Raw genomic sequence first — 16,695 nt, forward strand, 5'->3', positions numbered from 1 at the left:
ACATGGAGCAGCAGGAGGCCGGGAACACCCCCGGACCGCTCGACGGTGTGAAGGTCCTCGACCTCTCACGCTTCATCGCGGGACCGCTGTGCGCCCAGATCCTCGGGGACTTCGGCGCCGAGGTGGTGAAGGTCGAGCGCCCCAGCGGCGAGGACTCCCGTCACCACGGCCCGTACTGGCAGGGCGAGAGCATCTACATGTTCCTCTACCACCGCAACAAGCAGGCCGCGACCCTGGACACCCGCCACCCGCGCGCCAGGGCGATCCTGGAGGACCTGGTCCGCTGGGCCGACGTCGTCGTCGAGAACTTCCGGCCCGGCACCCTGGAGAAGATGGGGCTCGGCTACGAGCGGATGAAGGAGCTCAACGAGTCCGTCATCCTCGTCTCGATCTCCGGCTTCGGACAGACCGGGCCGGACTCGCGCAGGGCCCTGTTCGACGCCATCTCCCAGGCCTCCTCCGGCCTGATGAGCATGACGGGCGAACCCGGGGGCAAACCGACCCTGAGCGGAACCTACATCGCCGACTACACCACCGGGTACCAGGCGGCGATCGGGACCCTGGCGGCGCTGACCCACCGGGAGCGCACGGGTGAGGGCCAACTGGTCGACGTCGCCAGCTACGACACGATGTTCTCCGCTCTGGGCACCCGCCTGATCGCGGAACTCATGCTCGGGCTGGACATGCCACGTTCGGGGTCGCGCGACCTGCTCACCGCCCCGGTGAACGTGTACGAGGCGGCCGACGGTCCCGTCTACATCCAGGCCGGTACGGCCTCGCTGTTCCCGAAGCTCTGCTCGGTGATGGAACGTGAGGACCTCTCCGCCGATCCCCGGTACGCCACGGTGGAGGGCAGGATGGCCGAACAGGCCACTCTGGAGGCCGCGATCCAGGAGTGGGCGGGCGGTCTCCCCCGGGAGGAGATCGCCCGCCGGCTCGACTCCGCCGGGGTGCCCTACGCCAACGTCGCCACCGTCCGCGAAGCCGCGGCCTCACCGCAACTGGCGGCGCGTGGCATGATCGTCGAGGCCCAACATCCGTCCCTGGGAACGATTCGCATGCCGAACAACCCCATCCACATGGAGAAGACGCCGCCCACGGTGCGCAAGGCACCGCCACAGGCGGGCGAGGACAACGACCACGTGTACGGGGACATCCTGGGGATGGGTGCCGAAGAGATCCGACAGCTCCGTGCGGAGGGCGTCATCTGATGTCGCGAAGCATCCTCTACCGGGTGATCTACGAGGACCTCTCCTCCCAGATCCACTCGGGCGCGCTGAAGGCTGGCTCGAAACTCGAGAGCGAGTCCGAGCTCGCCCGCCGGTACCAGGTGAGCCGCATGACCGTGCGGCAGGCCCTCGACCTCCTCTTCGCCGAGGACCTGGTCACCCGCAAGCGCGGCAGCGGCACGTACGTGCGCGAGAACCCGCGCCGCGGACGGCGGCTGAACCGGCTGCGCTCGTTCGCCCAGGAGCTCGCCGGAGCGGAGGAGCCCGTCACCAGCAGGACCCTCTCGGCCACGGAGGAGAGGGCTCCGAGGGAGGTCGCCGAGGGACTGGGCCTGGAGACCGGCGACGCCGTGAACCGGCTCAGACGCCTGCGTCTGGTCGGCGGGGTGCCGGCGGCGGTGCAGGACGCGTGGCTCCCCTACGCCGTGGCACCGGGACTGTCCCGGGAGCCGTTGGTGGAGGGCTCCCTCTACCGGACGCTGACGGAGAGACACGGTCTGAGGCTGCGCTGGGCGGACCAGACGCTGACGGCGGCCCTCCTGGGACCGACGGAGGCGGAGTTGCTCTCGGCGACGGTCGGCGGAGCGGTGCTGCACTCCCTGCGCGTCACCTACTCGGACACCGAGCGCGCCGTGGAGTACACCAACAGCTGGACCCTTCCGGAGTTCCCGCTCCTGCTCAGGATCGACGCCGAATGAGCGCGTCAGAGCAGGCCGTCGTCGCCGTCGACGTCGGCACCTCCGCCGTGCGGTCCGGGCTGTTCGGCCTCTCCGGCAGGCTGCTGCGCTCGGCACGGGTTCCGCGCACGGCGGGCGTCGGTGACCTCTTCGACGCCGCCGGGCTCTTCGCGGAGGTGTCCGCGTCCCTGCGCGAGCTGGCCGTGGACTCCCCTCCCCGCGCGCTGTGCGTCTCCGCGCACATCGGTAGCGTCGCCGTGGACGCGGATCTCGATCCGGTGCTGCCGGGGGGCGGATGGTCCGACACCCGCGGTCTGGACCTGCTCCGGCGGACTCCGGACGAGCGGCGGGCCGCGCTGCTCGCCGGGGCCGGGCGCCCCGCCCTCTCGGGCGGGGCCGCCGCCCTGGCCCTGGTGCTGGACGAGCCCGGCCTCAGGGAGCGCGTCCACGCGCTGCTGAGCCCCAAGGACTACCTCGTGGCCCGGCTCACGGGCCGTCTGTCCTCGGACACGGTGGACGCCGCCTACACGCTGGTCTCCGACGTGCGCACCCGGTCCTGGCAGACCGACGCGCTGCGGTCCCTCGGGGTTCCTGCGGACTGGTTCCCGCCGCAGGTGGAGCCGACGGCCGTGGTCGGTGGCCTCCACGGCGCCGGAGCACGGTACACGGGCCTGCCGGAGGGGACCCCGGTGGTCTCGGGCGGCCCTGACGGCTCGGTCGGTATCGGTGTGCTGCTCGGTGCCACGCCCTCGGGGATCGCGGACGTGGCGGGCACGACCGACGTGCTCGCCCGCCTGGTCGACGATCCCGTCCTCGCCGGGCCCGGCGCCGTGGTGAACCCGGCCGTGGTCCCCGGGATGTGGACCGCGGGCGGCGCGACCGGGATGACCGGCGGCGCGGTCGCCCGATGGCGGTCTCTGGCGGGAGCGGTGGACGACGAGGAACTCGGCGCCGTGCCGGTGGGCAGCCGCGGCCTGCTGGTCTTGCCCGGCCTGTCCGGTGAGAGGTTTCCCCGCTGGCGGTCCGAGACGCGGGGCGCGATCCTCGGACAGGGTGTGGAACACGGGCCGGCGGAGATCCTGCGCGCCGCCCAGGAGGGCGCCGCCTTCACCGTGCGGGAAGGGGTCGACCTCCTGGACCCGGACCGCGGACTGCCGCTGGTGTTCGCGGGCGGGTCGGCTCGTTCGGAGCACGTGGCCCGGCTCCGCGCGGACGCCCTCGGCCGGTGTGTGCACGTCGCCTCCGATCCCGACGTGACCCTGCTCGGGGCGGCCGCCCTCGCTCTGGTGGGCACCGGTGAGGCGCACGACCTCGACGAGGCGCGCGACCGGCTCGGCCTCACGTTCCGTGCGGTGGAACCCGACGGGAGGCGCGGTTCGCGCTACGACGAGGTGTTCGACCGCTGGACCGCCGCGCGGGAGGCCGTGCTCGCGGCCGGGTAGCCGCCGGTCGGCACGCTGGCCGCCCGCGTCCGGTGCCGGACGCGGGCGACCGGCGTTGCACCGACGAGCCGACCTGTTCCCACGTCTCCATGTCTCCACGTCTCCATGTCGACGTGTGGACACGCCGACGGAACGGGCACCGCTCGGCTCCGCCGCCCTGTCGGCGTTCTCCACGCACGTGTCCCGACCTCCGAACCAGCACGGCGGCCCGGGTCGACCTGTCGACTCGGGACCCTCAGCCGCACGTGCTGACCCTCCCGGCGAGCGCGGCGTTGAGCTCGCACACCATGTCCTCGGGGTGCGGGTCGGTCGAACCCGGGCGGATCTGCGTGTCCACGTGGTCCCGCAGCACCTCGCTCACGTACGGGTAGTAGGGGGTGCGCGGCCGCAGCAGGCCCTCGCCGACGGCGTCGCGCAGCTCCTCCCAGTACCGCACGTCCCTGTCCTCGGCTCCGCTCAGCCGGTAGCCGCTGCCGCGGGCGGGGAGCAGACCGGCCTCACGGAACTCCGCCTGGACGTCCTGCCCGGTCATGGCCGCGACCAGGCTCCAGGCCTCGCCCCGGTGCGGCGAGTCCCCGGTGACCGCCAGGCTGTTGCCGCCGAGCACGGCCGCGGGCAGCCGGAGCACCCCGAAGGCGGGGTCGCCGCCCTCGGCCTCCCCCGCCCAGCCGACCCAGCGCAGCCCCTCCCGGAGCGTCTCGGCGCTCTCGGAGTCGGCCTGGAGCTGGGGCACGATCCGCGGCCAGTGGCGCATGAACACCACCTCGCCGCCGCGGAACCGGTTCAGGCTCTCGGTCTCGGTCTCCTCCAGGGCCGCGCGCGGGATGACGCCCCCGGCCTCGGGGTCCAGCCCCGCCTCCAGCACCTCCAGGCCCTGGAACTCCCCGCTCGCACCGGCGGACGTGGCACAGCCCTCCTCCGCCCCGCCGCCGTCCGCCCCGTCCGCGCCGTGGAAGGCACCCCGGCTGTCCGCCTCCAGGCCGGGGTGCCCGCCCAGGACGAACTCCAGGGCGTTGACGGTCAGGCCCTCGTAGTCGCCGAACTGGCCCGTGTACCCGTGGTCCAGGCCGTGATCGTCGCGCACCTCGCCCGCGAGGCCCAGCAGCCCGCGCCAGCCGTCCTCCTCGATCCGGGCGGTGACCTCCTCGGGGCCGACCAGGTCGGCGCGGTAGTAGAGCAGTCCCACGTCCATGTGGAACGGCACCGCCCGCGCCCGGCCCTCGTAGCACACCGCGTCCCGGGTGCGGCCCAGGAAGCCGTTCCACGCCAGCGGGCCGTCTCCCCCGGTGTCCACCTCCGCCAGCCAGCCGCGTTCGTGGAACTCCGGCACCCACTGGTTGTCGAGGAGGAGGACGTCGTAGGCCGCCGGGTCGGCCTGCATCGCCACGACCATCTGCGAGCGCTGCTCGTCCGCCCGGGGCGAGAGCCACTGGACGTCGACCTCCCACCCCTCGTTCCGCGCCTCCCAGCGCTCGATGAGCCGCGTGTACACTCCGCCCTCGCCCGCGTCCCCCGTGGCGGTGACGTCCACCGGGAGGGCGACGCGCAGGACCCGTTCGTCCCGCTCGCCCCGTGCGTCGCAGGCGGCGGAGCCCAGCAGCACGAGCGACAGGAGCGCGCACACGACCGGCCCCGGCGGCCCCGGGCGGGCCCTCACGGGGTCGCCGCCCTGGTCCCGGCCACGATGCCGTAGACGACCTGTTCGAGTTCGTCGGCGCGCGGGTGGTGGCACTCGGCCCCCGCCCCCGCCAGCCGGCTGAGCAGCCCGTCCCCGCCGCACCCCTCGTTGCCCACGGACACCACGTGCACCCGCACGCGTTCGTCGAGGTCCTCCAGCACGGCCGCCACGTCGTCCGCCCGCGCGCCGCCGCGCGGTTCGGGGAGGGCGACGCCGTCGGTGAGGACGACCAGGGCGCAGGCGCCGGGCTCCCCCGGCCGGTCGGCGCAGGAACCCAGCTCCTCGGCGCCGTCGCGGATCGCGTCGGCCAGCGGGGTGGCCGGGAACTCGGCGCTCAGCGCGTCGACCGCCTCGCGCGCCAGCTCCTCCCGGCGCGCGTCCATGCCCGGTTCCGGGGGCAGGACGCGCTTCTGGCCGGTGACGTCGTTGCCCGGCCCGCCCTCGGGGAAGGTCCAGACCCCCACGGTGTCCTGCTCCCCCAGGAGGCCGACGGCGGTCCGCGCCAGCCGCTGCGCGGTCGCCAGCCGGGTGCCGCCCGTGCCGGGGCCGCTCATGGAGTCGGAGCGGTCGACCACGAGCAGGACCTCGACCGGGGCGCGGGAGCGCTCCTGCTGCCGCAGCCCGGACTCCAGCCGCTCCCGCCACCGCTCGTCCCGCGGAGCCGAGTTCAGGTGCGTGACCTCCATCAGGGACCGCTCCGCCTCCCCGCCGATCACGGCGCCCTCCACCGTCCGGTAGCCCTGGAAGGCCGTCGTCCCCCGGGGCTGCCGCATCCACTCCCCGAACGCCTCCACCTCCCGTTCGACCCCGTCGCCGCCCCAGTCCAGCCGTACGAACGGGTGGTCCAGGCCGGGCGTCTCGGAGAAGTAGACCGGGACCAGGGGCTCGTCCGGTTCCCCGCCCGTCGGCCCGCACCCGGGACCGAGCTGCCCGCCCGTGTTGTAGGCGTCGACCGCGTACTCGGTGCTGAACACCCCGACGGAGGCGGGGTCGGCGCTCCCGCCGCGCAGCGCGCACAGCAGGCCGAGGTTGCCCTCGGCGTCGAGCCCGGCCGAGGTCGCGCGGGCCTCCGCGATCTGGATCTCCTCGGCGCCCCCGTCCCCGTACGCGGAGTAAAGGGCCTCGGTCTGGATCAGCGCCGAGACCGAGGCCTCCGGCGAGGGGCGGGCCAGGAGGAGCCCGGCCTCCGCCGCCGCGGCCGTGCAGACGACGAGGTCCGAACGCGCTCCGCTCGGGTCGGTCCCCGAACACGCGGGGATGTCGCCCGCGGACTCGGGCAGCCCCAGCACCAGGGGGGTGAGCCTGGTGGCGCTCCCCTCCCCCGCCTCCAGGCCGGGCGCGTCGCCCGGGTCCCCGCGCAGCAGGACGACCTCCGCGCTGGAGTCCGGCAGCCACACCTGCGGGCGGGGCCCCGCCCGCAGGTCGGTCCACCCCTCGCGCAGCAGCTCGCGCGTGCGCGCGGCTCCGCCCGCGACGGTGACGCTGACGCGCACGGGCACGCAGCCGCTCCTCTCGTCCCGGCCGCCGAGGTGGGCGGAGAAGTCGTCGGCGGCCCTCTGGACGACGGCGTGCTGGTCCGGGGTGGTGAGCACGGTGAGCTCGGTGGGCGGGGCGCACGGCAGGCCCGGCCCCAGGTGTCCGCTGGCCCGCAGCCAGTACACGCCGTTCGGGACGAGGGTGAGCAGCGCGACGGCGGCGACGGCCAGGGGCCGCACCGGCCGCCCGGCGCCTCGGCGCTCCCCGGTCCTCGCCGCGGCACGGCTCCCGCGGACGGGGACGGCCGCCGTCCCCGTCCGCGTGCCGTGCCCGCGCCGTTCCCGGAAGGCCCCCGCGAGCGTGTGCGGAAGCCTGCGCAGGGAGGAGAGCCGGGCGCGGACGAAGCGCCTGGCGGTGTTGCGCGCCGCGCGCAGGAGGTCCACCGGGACGAGCCGCGGCTCCGTCCCCGCGTCCTCCCTGACCAGGCGCCGGAAGTCCCTGTCTCGGGCGAACCTCGTGGACCGGCGGGCGATCAGGTCCCCGTTGCGCCGGTCGTGGTCGACGATGACGCCCACCAGCCGCTCCCCGACGAACACGGCGGTGCCGGAGGCCCCCTTCCACGACACGTCGTTGCCGTACTCCCGCTGGACGTCGAGCCGGAGGTCCTTCCTGACCATGCCGTCCCACGGGCTGAGGGTCCCCCGCAGGTCCTTCAGGTCGCGGCCCCCGTCGTTGGCCGCGAGGTCGGGGTAGCCGAGCGAGCGGTACGGCCGCGGTTCGTCCGCCGAGAGCTTCCCCCAGCGCACGGAGGGGTGGCGCTGAGGCTCCTCCAGCCGCAGCAGGGCGACGTCCGTCCTCCGGTCCGACCAGACGACGGAGCACCGCAGGAAACCGCTGGGCGGGTCGGCTCCCACGCGCACGTCGACACGCTCGTGGCCGTCGACCACGTGGGCCGCGGTGAGGACGAGGGAGGGCCCGACGAGGTAGCCGGTCCCTCCCCTGGAGGCGCCCCCGCTCCTGACGACGCGGACGTCCGCGACACACCTCGGGTCCATCAGTCCAGGTCCCTGCGGTCCTCCCAGGCCGCTCCGCTCTCGGAGGCGATCGCGAGCTTTCTTCCGTCCGCGTCGGTCAGGGCGAGCTTCAGCGTGATCCGGTGCGTGTCCCTGCGGCCGGCCTTGCCCTCGGCGTTGAGGGAGAGCACGCCGAAGCGCACACCGGCCTTCCCGGCCCCCTCCCGGTGCGCCTCCAGGAGGAGTTCGACCTCGGCCTCGACGATCTCGATGCCGATCTCGTGGCCCTCCCCCCTCCGGCGCGCGGCGGCGAGCTCCCGGCGCAGTTCGTCGATGGCCTGGGACAGTCCGATGGTGGGCACCTGATGACTCCCTGGGGGGCGTTTCGTCGTGGGGACGGCGGGAACAGGGCCGTGGTCCAGGTCACATGTTGGTTGTGATAGTCAGTTTTCCACGCCGGTCCGTCGCCAACCGGGTGTTTTCCGCTGTACACAACCGCTCTCGGACGGGGTGCCCCGCTTCTCCCTGCTCACGGCGCCCTTCTGCCGGGAGGCCGACTCGGCGCCGTGTCGACTCGTCGATCCGCCGACATGTCGTCCGACCGGCGCGGGGTCGTGGCTGGTCACGGGCCGCGAGCCACCGACAGTGCCATCCATCTAACCGACCGTTCGGTCAGGACATGGCTTTCGAGCTGGGAAAAGCAGCCCCCGGTGTAGAAAGTGCCTTGGGTCACATGTCATGGTGTCCTGGGGCTCGGTCCGGTGTCGGACATGTCCTTCCTGACGCTTGTGCGACTGGAGGGGCGGGTGGTTGTCACCGTGACTGCCGATACCAGGAGCCCACGAGCGGAATCCGACCTCCGGTCGGCAGAGAACATACGGAGCACCAATGGCAACTTCCGACTCGACGGCCCCAGGGCCGGGCGGCGCGATGGAGACCAGGGAGCGGCGGCGCGTCCTCGCCGGGACCATGGTCGGCACCACCATCGAGTGGTACGACTTCTTCATCTACGCGCAGGCCGCCGGCCTCGTGCTCGCGCCCCTGTTCCTGTCGCCGCTGACCGAGGACAGCCCGGGCCTGGCCCAGATCCTGTCCTTCGCGACCATCGGCATCTCCTTCCTCTTCCGGCCGCTCGGCGCGATCGTCGCGGGCGCCCTCGGAGACAGGTTCGGCCGCAAGCGCGTGCTCGTGGCGACCCTGGTCATGATGGGACTCGCCACCTGCCTGATCGGCGTGCTGCCCACCTACGCCCAGATCGGCGTGGCCGCACCCGTCCTGCTGATCGTCCTGCGCATCCTCCAGGGCTTCTCCGCGGGCGGCGAGTGGGGCGGCGCGGCGCTGATGTCGGTGGAGCACGCGCCGGTCGGCAAGCGCGGCTTCTTCGGCGCCTACCCGCAGATCGGCGTTCCCTGCGGCATGATCCTGGCGACCTTCGTCGTCTGGGTGATCACCGCGTCCATCGGCCCGGAGGCGTTCCTGGAGTGGGGCTGGCGCATCCCCTTCCTCCTGTCCTTCCTGCTGATCATCGTCGGCCACCTCATCCGCAAGTCCGTGGAGGAGTCCCCGGTCTTCAAGCTCATGCAGGCGCGCAGGGCCGAGGCCTCCGCCCCGCTGGGCCGCCTGTTCCGCAACCACACCCGTGAGGTCGTCCTCTCCGCGCTGATCTTCATCGCCAACAACGCCGCCGGGTACCTCGTCATCGCCTACCTGGCGACCTACGCCTCCCGGCCGGTCGAGGACTTCGGCCTCGGCATGGACCGCGGCCCCGTACTCCTGGCGACCACCCTCGCCTCGTTCGGCTGGCTCATCTCCACGCTCTACGGCGGCATCCTGAGCGACAAGCTCGGCCGGGTGCGGACCTTCCAGCTCGGCTACGTGCTGCTGGCCGCCTGGTCCGTGCCGATGTGGTTCATGGTCGACACCGGCAACATCTACCTGTACTTCGCGGGCGTCTTCGTCTTCACGCTCACCCTGGGCCTGAGCTACGGCCCCCAGTCGGCGCTGTACGCGGAGATGTTCCCGGCCGAGGTCCGCTACTCCGGCGTGTCCATCGGCTACGCCCTCGGCGCGATCCTCGGCGGCGCCTTCGCGCCCACGATCGCCGAGCTGCTGCTCACCGAGACCGGCGCCTCGTGGTCGATCGGCGTCTACATCGTCGTGGCCTGCGCGGTCTCCTTCCTGGGGGTCACCCTGGTGAAGGAGCCCAAGGGCGTGGACCTGTACGCGGACGGCACCAAGCCGACCACGATCGGCACGTAGGCGGCGACGGGGCGGCGGGCCGGTCCGCCGCCCCGTCCCCTGTCGCCTTGTCGCCGCGTCGCCTTGTCGACCCGCCGCCCCCGCCCCGGGGCGCGCTCACCGCCCCCGCGACTCCGCGCGCTGGCTCGCCGGGCCCCGGCGGCCCCGGTCCAGCTCGTAGGCGGTGTTGACCAGGGCGATGTGGGACAGCGCCTGGGGGAAGTTGCCGACCAGCCGCCGCGCGCCGGTGTCGTACTCCTCCGCCAGCAGCCCCACGTCGTTGCGCAGGCTCAGCAGGTGCTCGAAGATCCCCCGGCCCTCGTCCACGCGGCCCTGGAGGACGAGGTTGTCCACCAGCCAGAACGTGCAGGGCAGGAACACGCCCTCACCGGGGGGCAGGCCGTCCACGTGCCGGGTCCCCTCGTCCATGGAGTAGCGCTGGACCAGGCCGCCGCTGCACAGCTCCCGCTGGACGGCGTCCACCGTCCCCCGCATGCGCTCGTCGGTGGCCGGGAGGAAGCCGACGGAACTCGCCATCAGGAGCGAGGCGTCCAGGGACTCGGAACCGTAGTACTGGGTGAAGGTCCGCCGACGGGGGTCGTACCCGTGCTCGCACACGTCCCGGAAGATCTCCCCGCGCAGGCGCTTCCAGTCGTCCACCGGGCCCTCCAGCCCGAACCTCTCCACGGCGCTGACGGCCCGGTCCGCCGCGGTCCACGCCATGACCTTGGAGTGCGTGAAGTGCCGCCGGGGCCCGCGCATCTCCCAGATCCCGTTGTCGGGCTCCCGCCAGTGCGACTCCAGGAAGTCCATCAGGTGCCGCTGGAGCTGCCAGGCCGGTTCCCTCGGCGGGATGCCGTGCTCCCTGGCCTGGTGGAAGACGTCCATCACCTCGCCGTAGACGTCGAGCTGCCACTGCTGGGCCGCCTCGTTGCCGATCCTGACGGGGCGGGCGCCCTGGTAGCCGGACAGCCAGCCCAGCTCCAGCTCGGGCAGCCTGCGCTCCCCCTCGATCCCGTACATGATCCGCATCTGCGCGGGCTCACCGGCCACCGCCCGCAGCAGCCACTCGCGCCATTCGGCCGCCTCACGTTCGTACCCCGACTCCAGCAGCGAGAGCAGCGTCAGCGTGGCGTCGCGTATCCAGCAGTAGCGGTAGTCCCAGTTGCGCACGCCGCCCAGCTGCTCGGGCAGGGAGGTGGTGGCCGCGGCCACCATGCCCCCGCCGGGCGCGTGCGTCAGGGCCTTGAGGGTGATGAGCGACCGGACCACCGCGTCGCGGTACTCGCCCCGGTAGGTGCACCTGGACGCCCACTCCCGCCACACCTCCTCCGTGTGCCCGATGAGCGCGCCCACGTGGGGCGGGTCCGGCTCGGGGGCCCGCACCGGCGTCCACACCAGGGAGAAGTCCACGCCGTCCCCCGCGGCGACCGTGAACTCCGCGACCGGCCTGGACGGGGCCGCGACCTCGAACTCCACGTCGGAGTCCAGGTAGCAGCTGTCCGGACCGGCCACCATGTGCAGCCGCCGCCCGTTCTTGCGCACCCACGGGACGATGGACCCGTAGTCGAAGCGCGGCACGGCCTCGGTCCGCATGCGCACGCGGCCCTCCACCCCCTCGACCCGGCGCACCAGACCGGTCCCGTGCGCGCCGATGGGCATGCAGTCCACGACCCGCACCGCGCCGTCCGCGCACCGGAACTCGGTCTCCAGCACCAGGCTGTCGGAGCGGTACCGCCGCGCCGAGACCCGGTGCTCCCCTACCGGGGCCATGGTCCAGCGCCCGTTGCCCCCGTCGCCCAGCAGGGCGGCGAAGCAGGCGCCGGAGTCGAACCTGGGCAGGCACAGCCAGTCCACGCTCCCGTCCCTGCCGACCAGCGCCGACGTCCGCATGTCGCCCAGAAACGCGTAGTCCTCGATGGGCGGAGCCACGTCCCGTCCCCCTTCCGTCCCCGGCCGGTCGCCCGGGTACCCCGGTCCCGCGTCAGCGGTCTCCCCGCCCGCCTCCGGGCAGGAACTCCTGCGCCTTGGACACGACGCCCCGCTTGACCACGGACCACGCCTCGGGGTCGCCCTTGGCCAGGGCCTTGGCCACGCTCTCCATCTGGTCGAGCGTCGCGTGCGGCGGGATCGGCGGGACGGCGGGGTCGGTGACGAACTCGACCACGCAGGGCCGGTCCGCCGACAGCGCCCGCTGCCAGGCGTCGCGCACGTCGGAGGGGTCTTCCACCCTGATCCCCCGCAGGCCGATGCTCTCGGCGAACCCGGCGTAGGGGAAGTCGGGGATGCGCTGCGAGGGCAGGAACTGCGGCGCGCCGCCCATCGCGCGCAGCTCCCAGGTCACCTGGTTGAGGTCGCGGTTGTTGAGGACGGCGACGACCACCCGCGGGTCCTCCCACTCCCTCCAGTAGTGGCCGATGGTGATCAGCTCGTTGATGCCGCTCATCTGCATGGCGCCGTCCCCGACGAGCGCGACCACCGGCCGGTCGGGGTGGGCGAACTTCGCCCCCGTGGCGTAGGGGACGCCGGGGCACATCGTGGCCAGCGTGCCCGACAGCGTCCCCCGCATGCCCTCGCGGAACACCAGGTGGCGCGCGTACCAGTTGGCCGCCGAACCGGAGTCCGCGGTCACCATCACGTCGTCGGGCAGCAGCGGGGACAGCTCGTGGAAGACGCGCTCGGGGTTGACCGGGTCGGCGTCCACGTGGGCGCGCCGTTCGAGGACCTGCTTCCACCGCGCGACGTCGTTTTCGATCTTCTCCCGCCAGGAGCGGTCGGTCTTGCGGTCCACGAGCGGCAGCAGCATCCGCAGCGTCTGCGCGGAGTCGCCGACCAGGTTGCACTCGAACGGGTAGCGCATGCCGACCATGGTCGGATCGATGTCGATCTGGACGGCGCGCGCCTGGTCGAACTCGGGCAGGAACTGGCTGTACGGGAAGCTGGAGCCCACCACGAGCAGGGTGTCGCAGTCCCGCATCATCTCGTAGGAGGGCCGGGTGCCGAGCAGACCGATCGACCCGGTCACGAAGGGCGGGTCGTCGGGGAGGGCGTCCTTGCCCAGCAGCGCCTTGGCCACCCCCGCGCCGAGCCTGTCCGCCATCTCGACGACGGCGTCCGCCGCTCCCCTGGCCCCCTGCCCGACCAGCATGGCGACGCGCTCGCCGGAGTTGAGGATCTCGGCGGCCTCGGCCAGCCCCTCCGGGGACGGCGTGGACCGCGGTGAGGGGAGACCGAGGCTGGAGGGCACCATCTTGAACTCGTGCTCGGGCGGTGAGTACTCCAGGTCCTGGACGTCGGCGGGGATGATGACCGCCGTGACCGTGCGCCTGCTCGCGGCGATCCGGATCGCCCGGTCCAGCACGTTGGGCAACTGCTCGGGAACGGTCACCATCTGGAGGTAGTCGCCGGCCACGTCCTTGTACAGCGACATCAGGTCGACCTCCTGCTGGTAGGAGCCGCCCATCGCGCTGCGCGCGGTCTGGCCGAGGATCGCCACCACCGGCACGTGGTCGAGCTTGGCGTCGTAGAGGCCGTTCAGCAGGTGGATGGCGCCGGGGCCCGAGGTGGCCGCGCACACCCCCACCCGGCCGGAGAACTTGGCGTACCCCGTGGCCTCGAAGGCCGCCAGCTCCTCGTGCCGTGACTGGATGAAGCGGGGCCGGTCGCCGGCCCGCTCCCACGCGGCCAGCAGGCCGTTGATGCCGTCGCCCGCGTAGGAGAAGACGCGCTCGACCCCCCACTCGCGCAGACGCTTCAGTACGTGGTCGGACACCAGTTCCGCCATGACCGCTTCCCTCCCGGGCTCGACGCCGTCGGCCGGCACCCTTCCCGCGGCACCGCGTCCGCCGCGTGCGGGGCCCCGCCCCACCGGCTCGCGGCCCCCGGTCCACCGCGGAAGTGCCTCGCTGGCGCGACTACCCCGACTCCCGCGTCCGCACTCACCGCGCGGGCGGCGCTCCGCCCGCCCCGCTCCCGCGCTCCGCCCGCCCCCGTACCGGAGACCGGACGTTCGTTCCTGCCCGGGGCCGGTCAGTGGCGGTGGGCGGCACCGCCCGCCAAGGTGAGTGGTATGCGTCACATCGGGTAATGGTTCACCATCAGTCCCTTGCGTCACGGGGCCCATGAAACGGACGCGACACGGTGGAGGTGACCATGTCCAACCGGACATCGGCCCAGGGCGTGACCAGGATCCCCGGAAAGCCGATCCGTATCGCCGCACTCGTCTACGGCATCGTCTTCCTGCTGGTGGGCGTGCTGGGCTTCATTCCCGGACTGACCACGAACTACGACCAGATGCAGTTCGCCGGACACCACTCCGAGGCCATGCTGCTGGGGATCTTCCAGGTGTCGATCCTGCACAACCTGCTCCACCTGATCCTCGGCGTGGCCGGGGTGGCGATGGCGCGCACCGCCGGACTGGCGCGCGTCTACCTCATCGTCGGCGGCCTGGCCTACCTGGTGCTGTGGGTCTACGGGCTGCTGGTCGAGTCCGGCGACCCGACGAACATCGTGCCGCTCAACCACGCCGACAACTGGCTGCACCTGGTGCTGTGGGTGAGCATGCTCGCGCTCGCCATCGTCCTCAAGCCCTCCGGGCGCAGCCGCGCCGGGCGCTGACGCGTCCGCGCGGCTCCCTCCCGGAGCGGGAGTGACACGGCGACGGCCGCCGCCCCGCACGGGGCGGCGGCCGCTTCGCGTCGTTCGGCCGCGCCCGCGCCGTGGACGCACGCGACCGGCCCCGGCCCCCGCGGGGACCGGGGCCGGACGACCGCGGATCAGCGCCGGTCGAGCCACTCGTAGGCGGCGCTGGTGGCGCAGGCGTACACCGTGTGGTGCAGCAGGTCCACGCCGACCTCCTTGGCGCCCCACTTCCAGGCCGGGGGCGCCGTGCCCGTGGCAGGGAGGGCGACCTGCTCGCCGCCCCACACCAGTGCCAGGTGCGCGGCCGCCGCCGCGGTCCCGTGCAGCCCGGCGGCGCCCAGCAGCCCCCGGACCGCCCCCCACGAGGCCCCGTAGCCCCAGTGCACCGCCGTGTTGAACCGCTGCTCGCCCGAGGGGCCCTCCGGCCGCACCCCGAGCACCTTCCCGGCGGCGTCGGCGGGCGAGGTGCTGCCTCCCCTGCCGCGCAGCTTGGCCTCGGCGGTGCTGGAGACCGTCATCGCCGCCGTGCCGACCACCCCCGCCAGCAGTCCCCTGCCGACGGCGGACGAGGTGTGCGCGAGGGCCCGTGCCAGCCGTTCCACCACGCCCGCCTCAGCGCTCCACCACGTGCCGCTTGTTGGGCACGCAGTGGGTCATGGTCAGCCCCGACACGTCCCGGGGGCCGTTCTTGCCCAGGTTGGCCATGCGCTGGCGCTCCCCCTCGTCCAGGGTCTGGCTCCGCAGCGGCTCCAGGTGCGCCACGTCGCCCGGGCCGATGCCCAGCCCCTCACCGACGCGCAGCCCCAGGTCGTCGTCGACCATGAGGAAGTGCCAGACCATCCGCTCCTGGATCGGCCGGTCGCACTGGGAGAGCTGCCCGGTGAAGTTGCGCACCAGGTCGTCGCGCTCCCACTCCTCCATCAGCGTGTACCGCTGTCCCGCCTGCTGGTAGTCGTTGGTGCGGGAGATGCGCTTACGGGTCATCCGCCCCCGGATCTCCGGCCCCTGCTCGTCGTGCGTGGGGTACTGCCCCTCGCGCAGGCCGCCGTTGATGGACGGCTCGTAGTTGACGTGCGGGTTCTCGCCCCCGGAGTCCTGGTGGTAGGCCATCAGGCCGTCGCGCTGGTTGGTGCGCACGTCGGCGTTCCTGGCCTGGTTCACCGGCAGTTGGAGGTAGTTGGGGCCCACCCGGTAGCGCTGCGTGTCGCTGTAGGAGAAGGTGCGCCCGACGAGCATCTTGTCGTCGGAGAAGTCCAGGCCGTCCACGAGCACGCCGGTGCCGAAGGAGATCTGCTCGTTCTCCGCGAAGTTGTCCGACACGTTCCGGTCGAGCACGATCCGCCCCACCGCCTTGGGCGGGAAGTCCTGCTCCGGCCAGGTCTTGGTGTCGTCCAGCGGGTCGAAGTCGAGCTCGGGGTGCTCCTCGTCGCTCATCATCTGCACGAGCAGCTCCCACTCGGGGTACTCGCCGCGGTCGATGGCCTCGTGCAGGTCCTTGGTCGCGTGCCCGGTCTCGTCCGCCTGGAGGTTGGCCGCGTCGGCCTCGGTCATGCTGCGCACGCCCTGCTTGGGCATCCAGGTGTACTTGACCAGGACGGTCTCGCCCACGTCGTTGACCCACTTGTAGGTGTTGACGCCGAAGCCCTGCTGGTGCCGGTAGTCCGCCGGGATGCCGCGCGGGCTGAACAGGTTGACCAGCATGTGCATGCACTCGGGGGTCTGCGACATGAAGTCGAAGATGCGGTTGGGCTCCTGGCGGAAGGTCACCGGGTCCGGCTTGAGGGAGTGGATCACGTCGGGGAACTTGATGGCGTCGCGGATGAAGAACACCGCCAGGTTGTTGCCCACCAGGTCCCAGTTGCCGTCCTCGGTGTAGAACTTGATCGCGAACCCGCGCGGGTCGCGCGCGCACTCCGAGGAGTCCCTGCCCCCGATGACCGTGGAGAAGCGCAGCGCGATGTCGGTCCGCTTCCCCCTGCCCTGGAAGAGCTTGGCCCGCGTGTAGCGGCTGATCGGCTCGTCGCCCCACGCGCCGTAGGACTCGAAGTAGCCGAACGCGGTCGCCCCGCGCGCGTGCACCACCCGCTCCGGGATGCGCTCCCGGTCGAAGTGGCTGATCTTCTCCAGGAACTGGTAGTTCTCCAGCGTCGCGGGTCCCCGCTCACCGACCGTGCGCTGGTTCTGGTTGTCGTAGACCGGGTGTCCCTGCCGGTTCGTGAGCACCTCGCGGTCGTCTCCCGGCGCGGATCCCTGGCTGGATACGTCGGTCATGGAACTGGTCCCCCACCACGTCGTCATGAT

The 16,695-nt window shown here is 72.8% G+C and carries 12 protein-coding genes; 5 read left to right on the forward strand and 7 right to left on the reverse strand.

The window, feature by feature from the left end; genetic code table 11:
- Positions 1 to 2: 2 nt before the first annotated feature.
- Genes PV789_RS00095 through PV789_RS00105 form a run of 3 tightly spaced genes read left to right on the forward strand, consistent with a single transcriptional unit; the run spans position 3 to position 3,348 of the window.
- Positions 3 to 1,211: a CaiB/BaiF CoA transferase family protein gene (locus PV789_RS00095; RefSeq protein ID WP_274975602.1), complete on the forward strand. Its 1,209-nt coding sequence runs from the start codon at positions 3 to 5 to the stop codon at positions 1,209 to 1,211.
- A complete protein-coding gene (locus tag PV789_RS00100; RefSeq protein WP_274975603.1) occupies positions 1,211 to 1,927 on the forward strand; it encodes a GntR family transcriptional regulator in 717 nt (238 codons plus the stop codon). Before PV789_RS00095 ends, PV789_RS00100 begins: the two co-directional genes overlap by 1 nt.
- Entirely contained in the window at positions 1,924 to 3,348 is a 1,425-nt protein-coding gene (locus PV789_RS00105; RefSeq protein WP_274975604.1) for a xylulokinase, read from the forward strand. The genes PV789_RS00100 and PV789_RS00105 overlap by 4 nt, the downstream gene beginning before the upstream one ends.
- A gap of 235 nt (positions 3,349 to 3,583) precedes the next feature.
- Here the strand turns inward: PV789_RS00105 and PV789_RS00110 are convergent, their stop codons facing one another.
- Genes PV789_RS00110 through PV789_RS00120 form a run of 3 tightly spaced genes read right to left on the reverse strand, consistent with a single transcriptional unit; the run spans position 3,584 to position 7,877 of the window.
- Positions 3,584 to 5,005 (reverse strand): extracellular solute-binding protein, encoded by a 1,422-nt coding sequence (locus PV789_RS00110; RefSeq protein ID WP_274975605.1) that lies wholly within the window; start codon positions 5,003 to 5,005, stop codon positions 3,584 to 3,586.
- Positions 5,002 to 7,557, reverse strand: a complete 2,556-nt coding sequence (locus tag PV789_RS00115; protein WP_274975606.1) for a trypsin-like peptidase domain-containing protein — start codon at positions 7,555 to 7,557, stop codon at positions 5,002 to 5,004. The genes PV789_RS00110 and PV789_RS00115 overlap by 4 nt, the downstream gene beginning before the upstream one ends.
- Positions 7,557 to 7,877, reverse strand: coding sequence for a trypco2 family protein (locus tag PV789_RS00120; protein WP_274975607.1), 321 nt, complete (start codon positions 7,875 to 7,877; stop codon positions 7,557 to 7,559). The genes PV789_RS00115 and PV789_RS00120 overlap by 1 nt, the downstream gene beginning before the upstream one ends.
- Before the next feature lie 526 nt (positions 7,878 to 8,403).
- Here PV789_RS00120 and PV789_RS00125 point away from each other — a divergent pair.
- Positions 8,404 to 9,774: an MFS transporter gene (locus PV789_RS00125; protein WP_274975608.1), complete on the forward strand. Its 1,371-nt coding sequence runs from the start codon at positions 8,404 to 8,406 to the stop codon at positions 9,772 to 9,774.
- A gap of 96 nt (positions 9,775 to 9,870) precedes the next feature.
- On the opposite strand, the gene PV789_RS00130 is transcribed toward PV789_RS00125, so the two are convergent.
- Together PV789_RS00130 and PV789_RS00135 are read right to left on the reverse strand one after the other, a co-directional pair.
- Complete coding sequence (locus PV789_RS00130) at positions 9,871 to 11,685, reverse strand: glycoside hydrolase family 15 protein (RefSeq protein ID WP_274975609.1); 1,815 nt, start codon at positions 11,683 to 11,685, stop codon at positions 9,871 to 9,873.
- A gap of 52 nt (positions 11,686 to 11,737) precedes the next feature.
- Positions 11,738 to 13,537 (reverse strand): thiamine pyrophosphate-requiring protein, encoded by a 1,800-nt coding sequence (locus tag PV789_RS00135; RefSeq protein WP_274975610.1) that lies wholly within the window; start codon positions 13,535 to 13,537, stop codon positions 11,738 to 11,740.
- 368 nt (positions 13,538 to 13,905) lie between these two features.
- Between PV789_RS00135 and PV789_RS00140 the strand changes: the two genes are divergently transcribed.
- Positions 13,906 to 14,370 (forward strand): DUF4383 domain-containing protein, encoded by a 465-nt coding sequence (locus PV789_RS00140; protein ID WP_274975611.1) that lies wholly within the window; start codon positions 13,906 to 13,908, stop codon positions 14,368 to 14,370.
- Positions 14,371 to 14,528: 158 nt separating this feature from the next.
- Here PV789_RS00140 and PV789_RS00145 read toward each other — a convergent pair whose 3' ends face one another.
- Both PV789_RS00145 and PV789_RS00150 read right to left on the reverse strand, forming a co-directional pair.
- The gene (locus PV789_RS00145) at positions 14,529 to 14,996 is read right to left on the reverse strand and encodes a hypothetical protein (protein ID WP_248772906.1); all 468 of its coding nucleotides are present in this window, start codon (positions 14,994 to 14,996) and stop codon (positions 14,529 to 14,531) included.
- Between the two features lie 10 nt (positions 14,997 to 15,006).
- Positions 15,007 to 16,665, reverse strand: a complete 1,659-nt coding sequence (locus PV789_RS00150) for a catalase (RefSeq protein ID WP_274975612.1) — start codon at positions 16,663 to 16,665, stop codon at positions 15,007 to 15,009.
- Positions 16,666 to 16,695 lie beyond the last annotated feature (30 nt).

The organism is Nocardiopsis camelliae (genome assembly GCF_028993595.1).
In the GTDB taxonomy this organism is placed as follows: domain Bacteria; phylum Actinomycetota; class Actinomycetes; order Streptosporangiales; family Streptosporangiaceae; genus Nocardiopsis; species Nocardiopsis dassonvillei.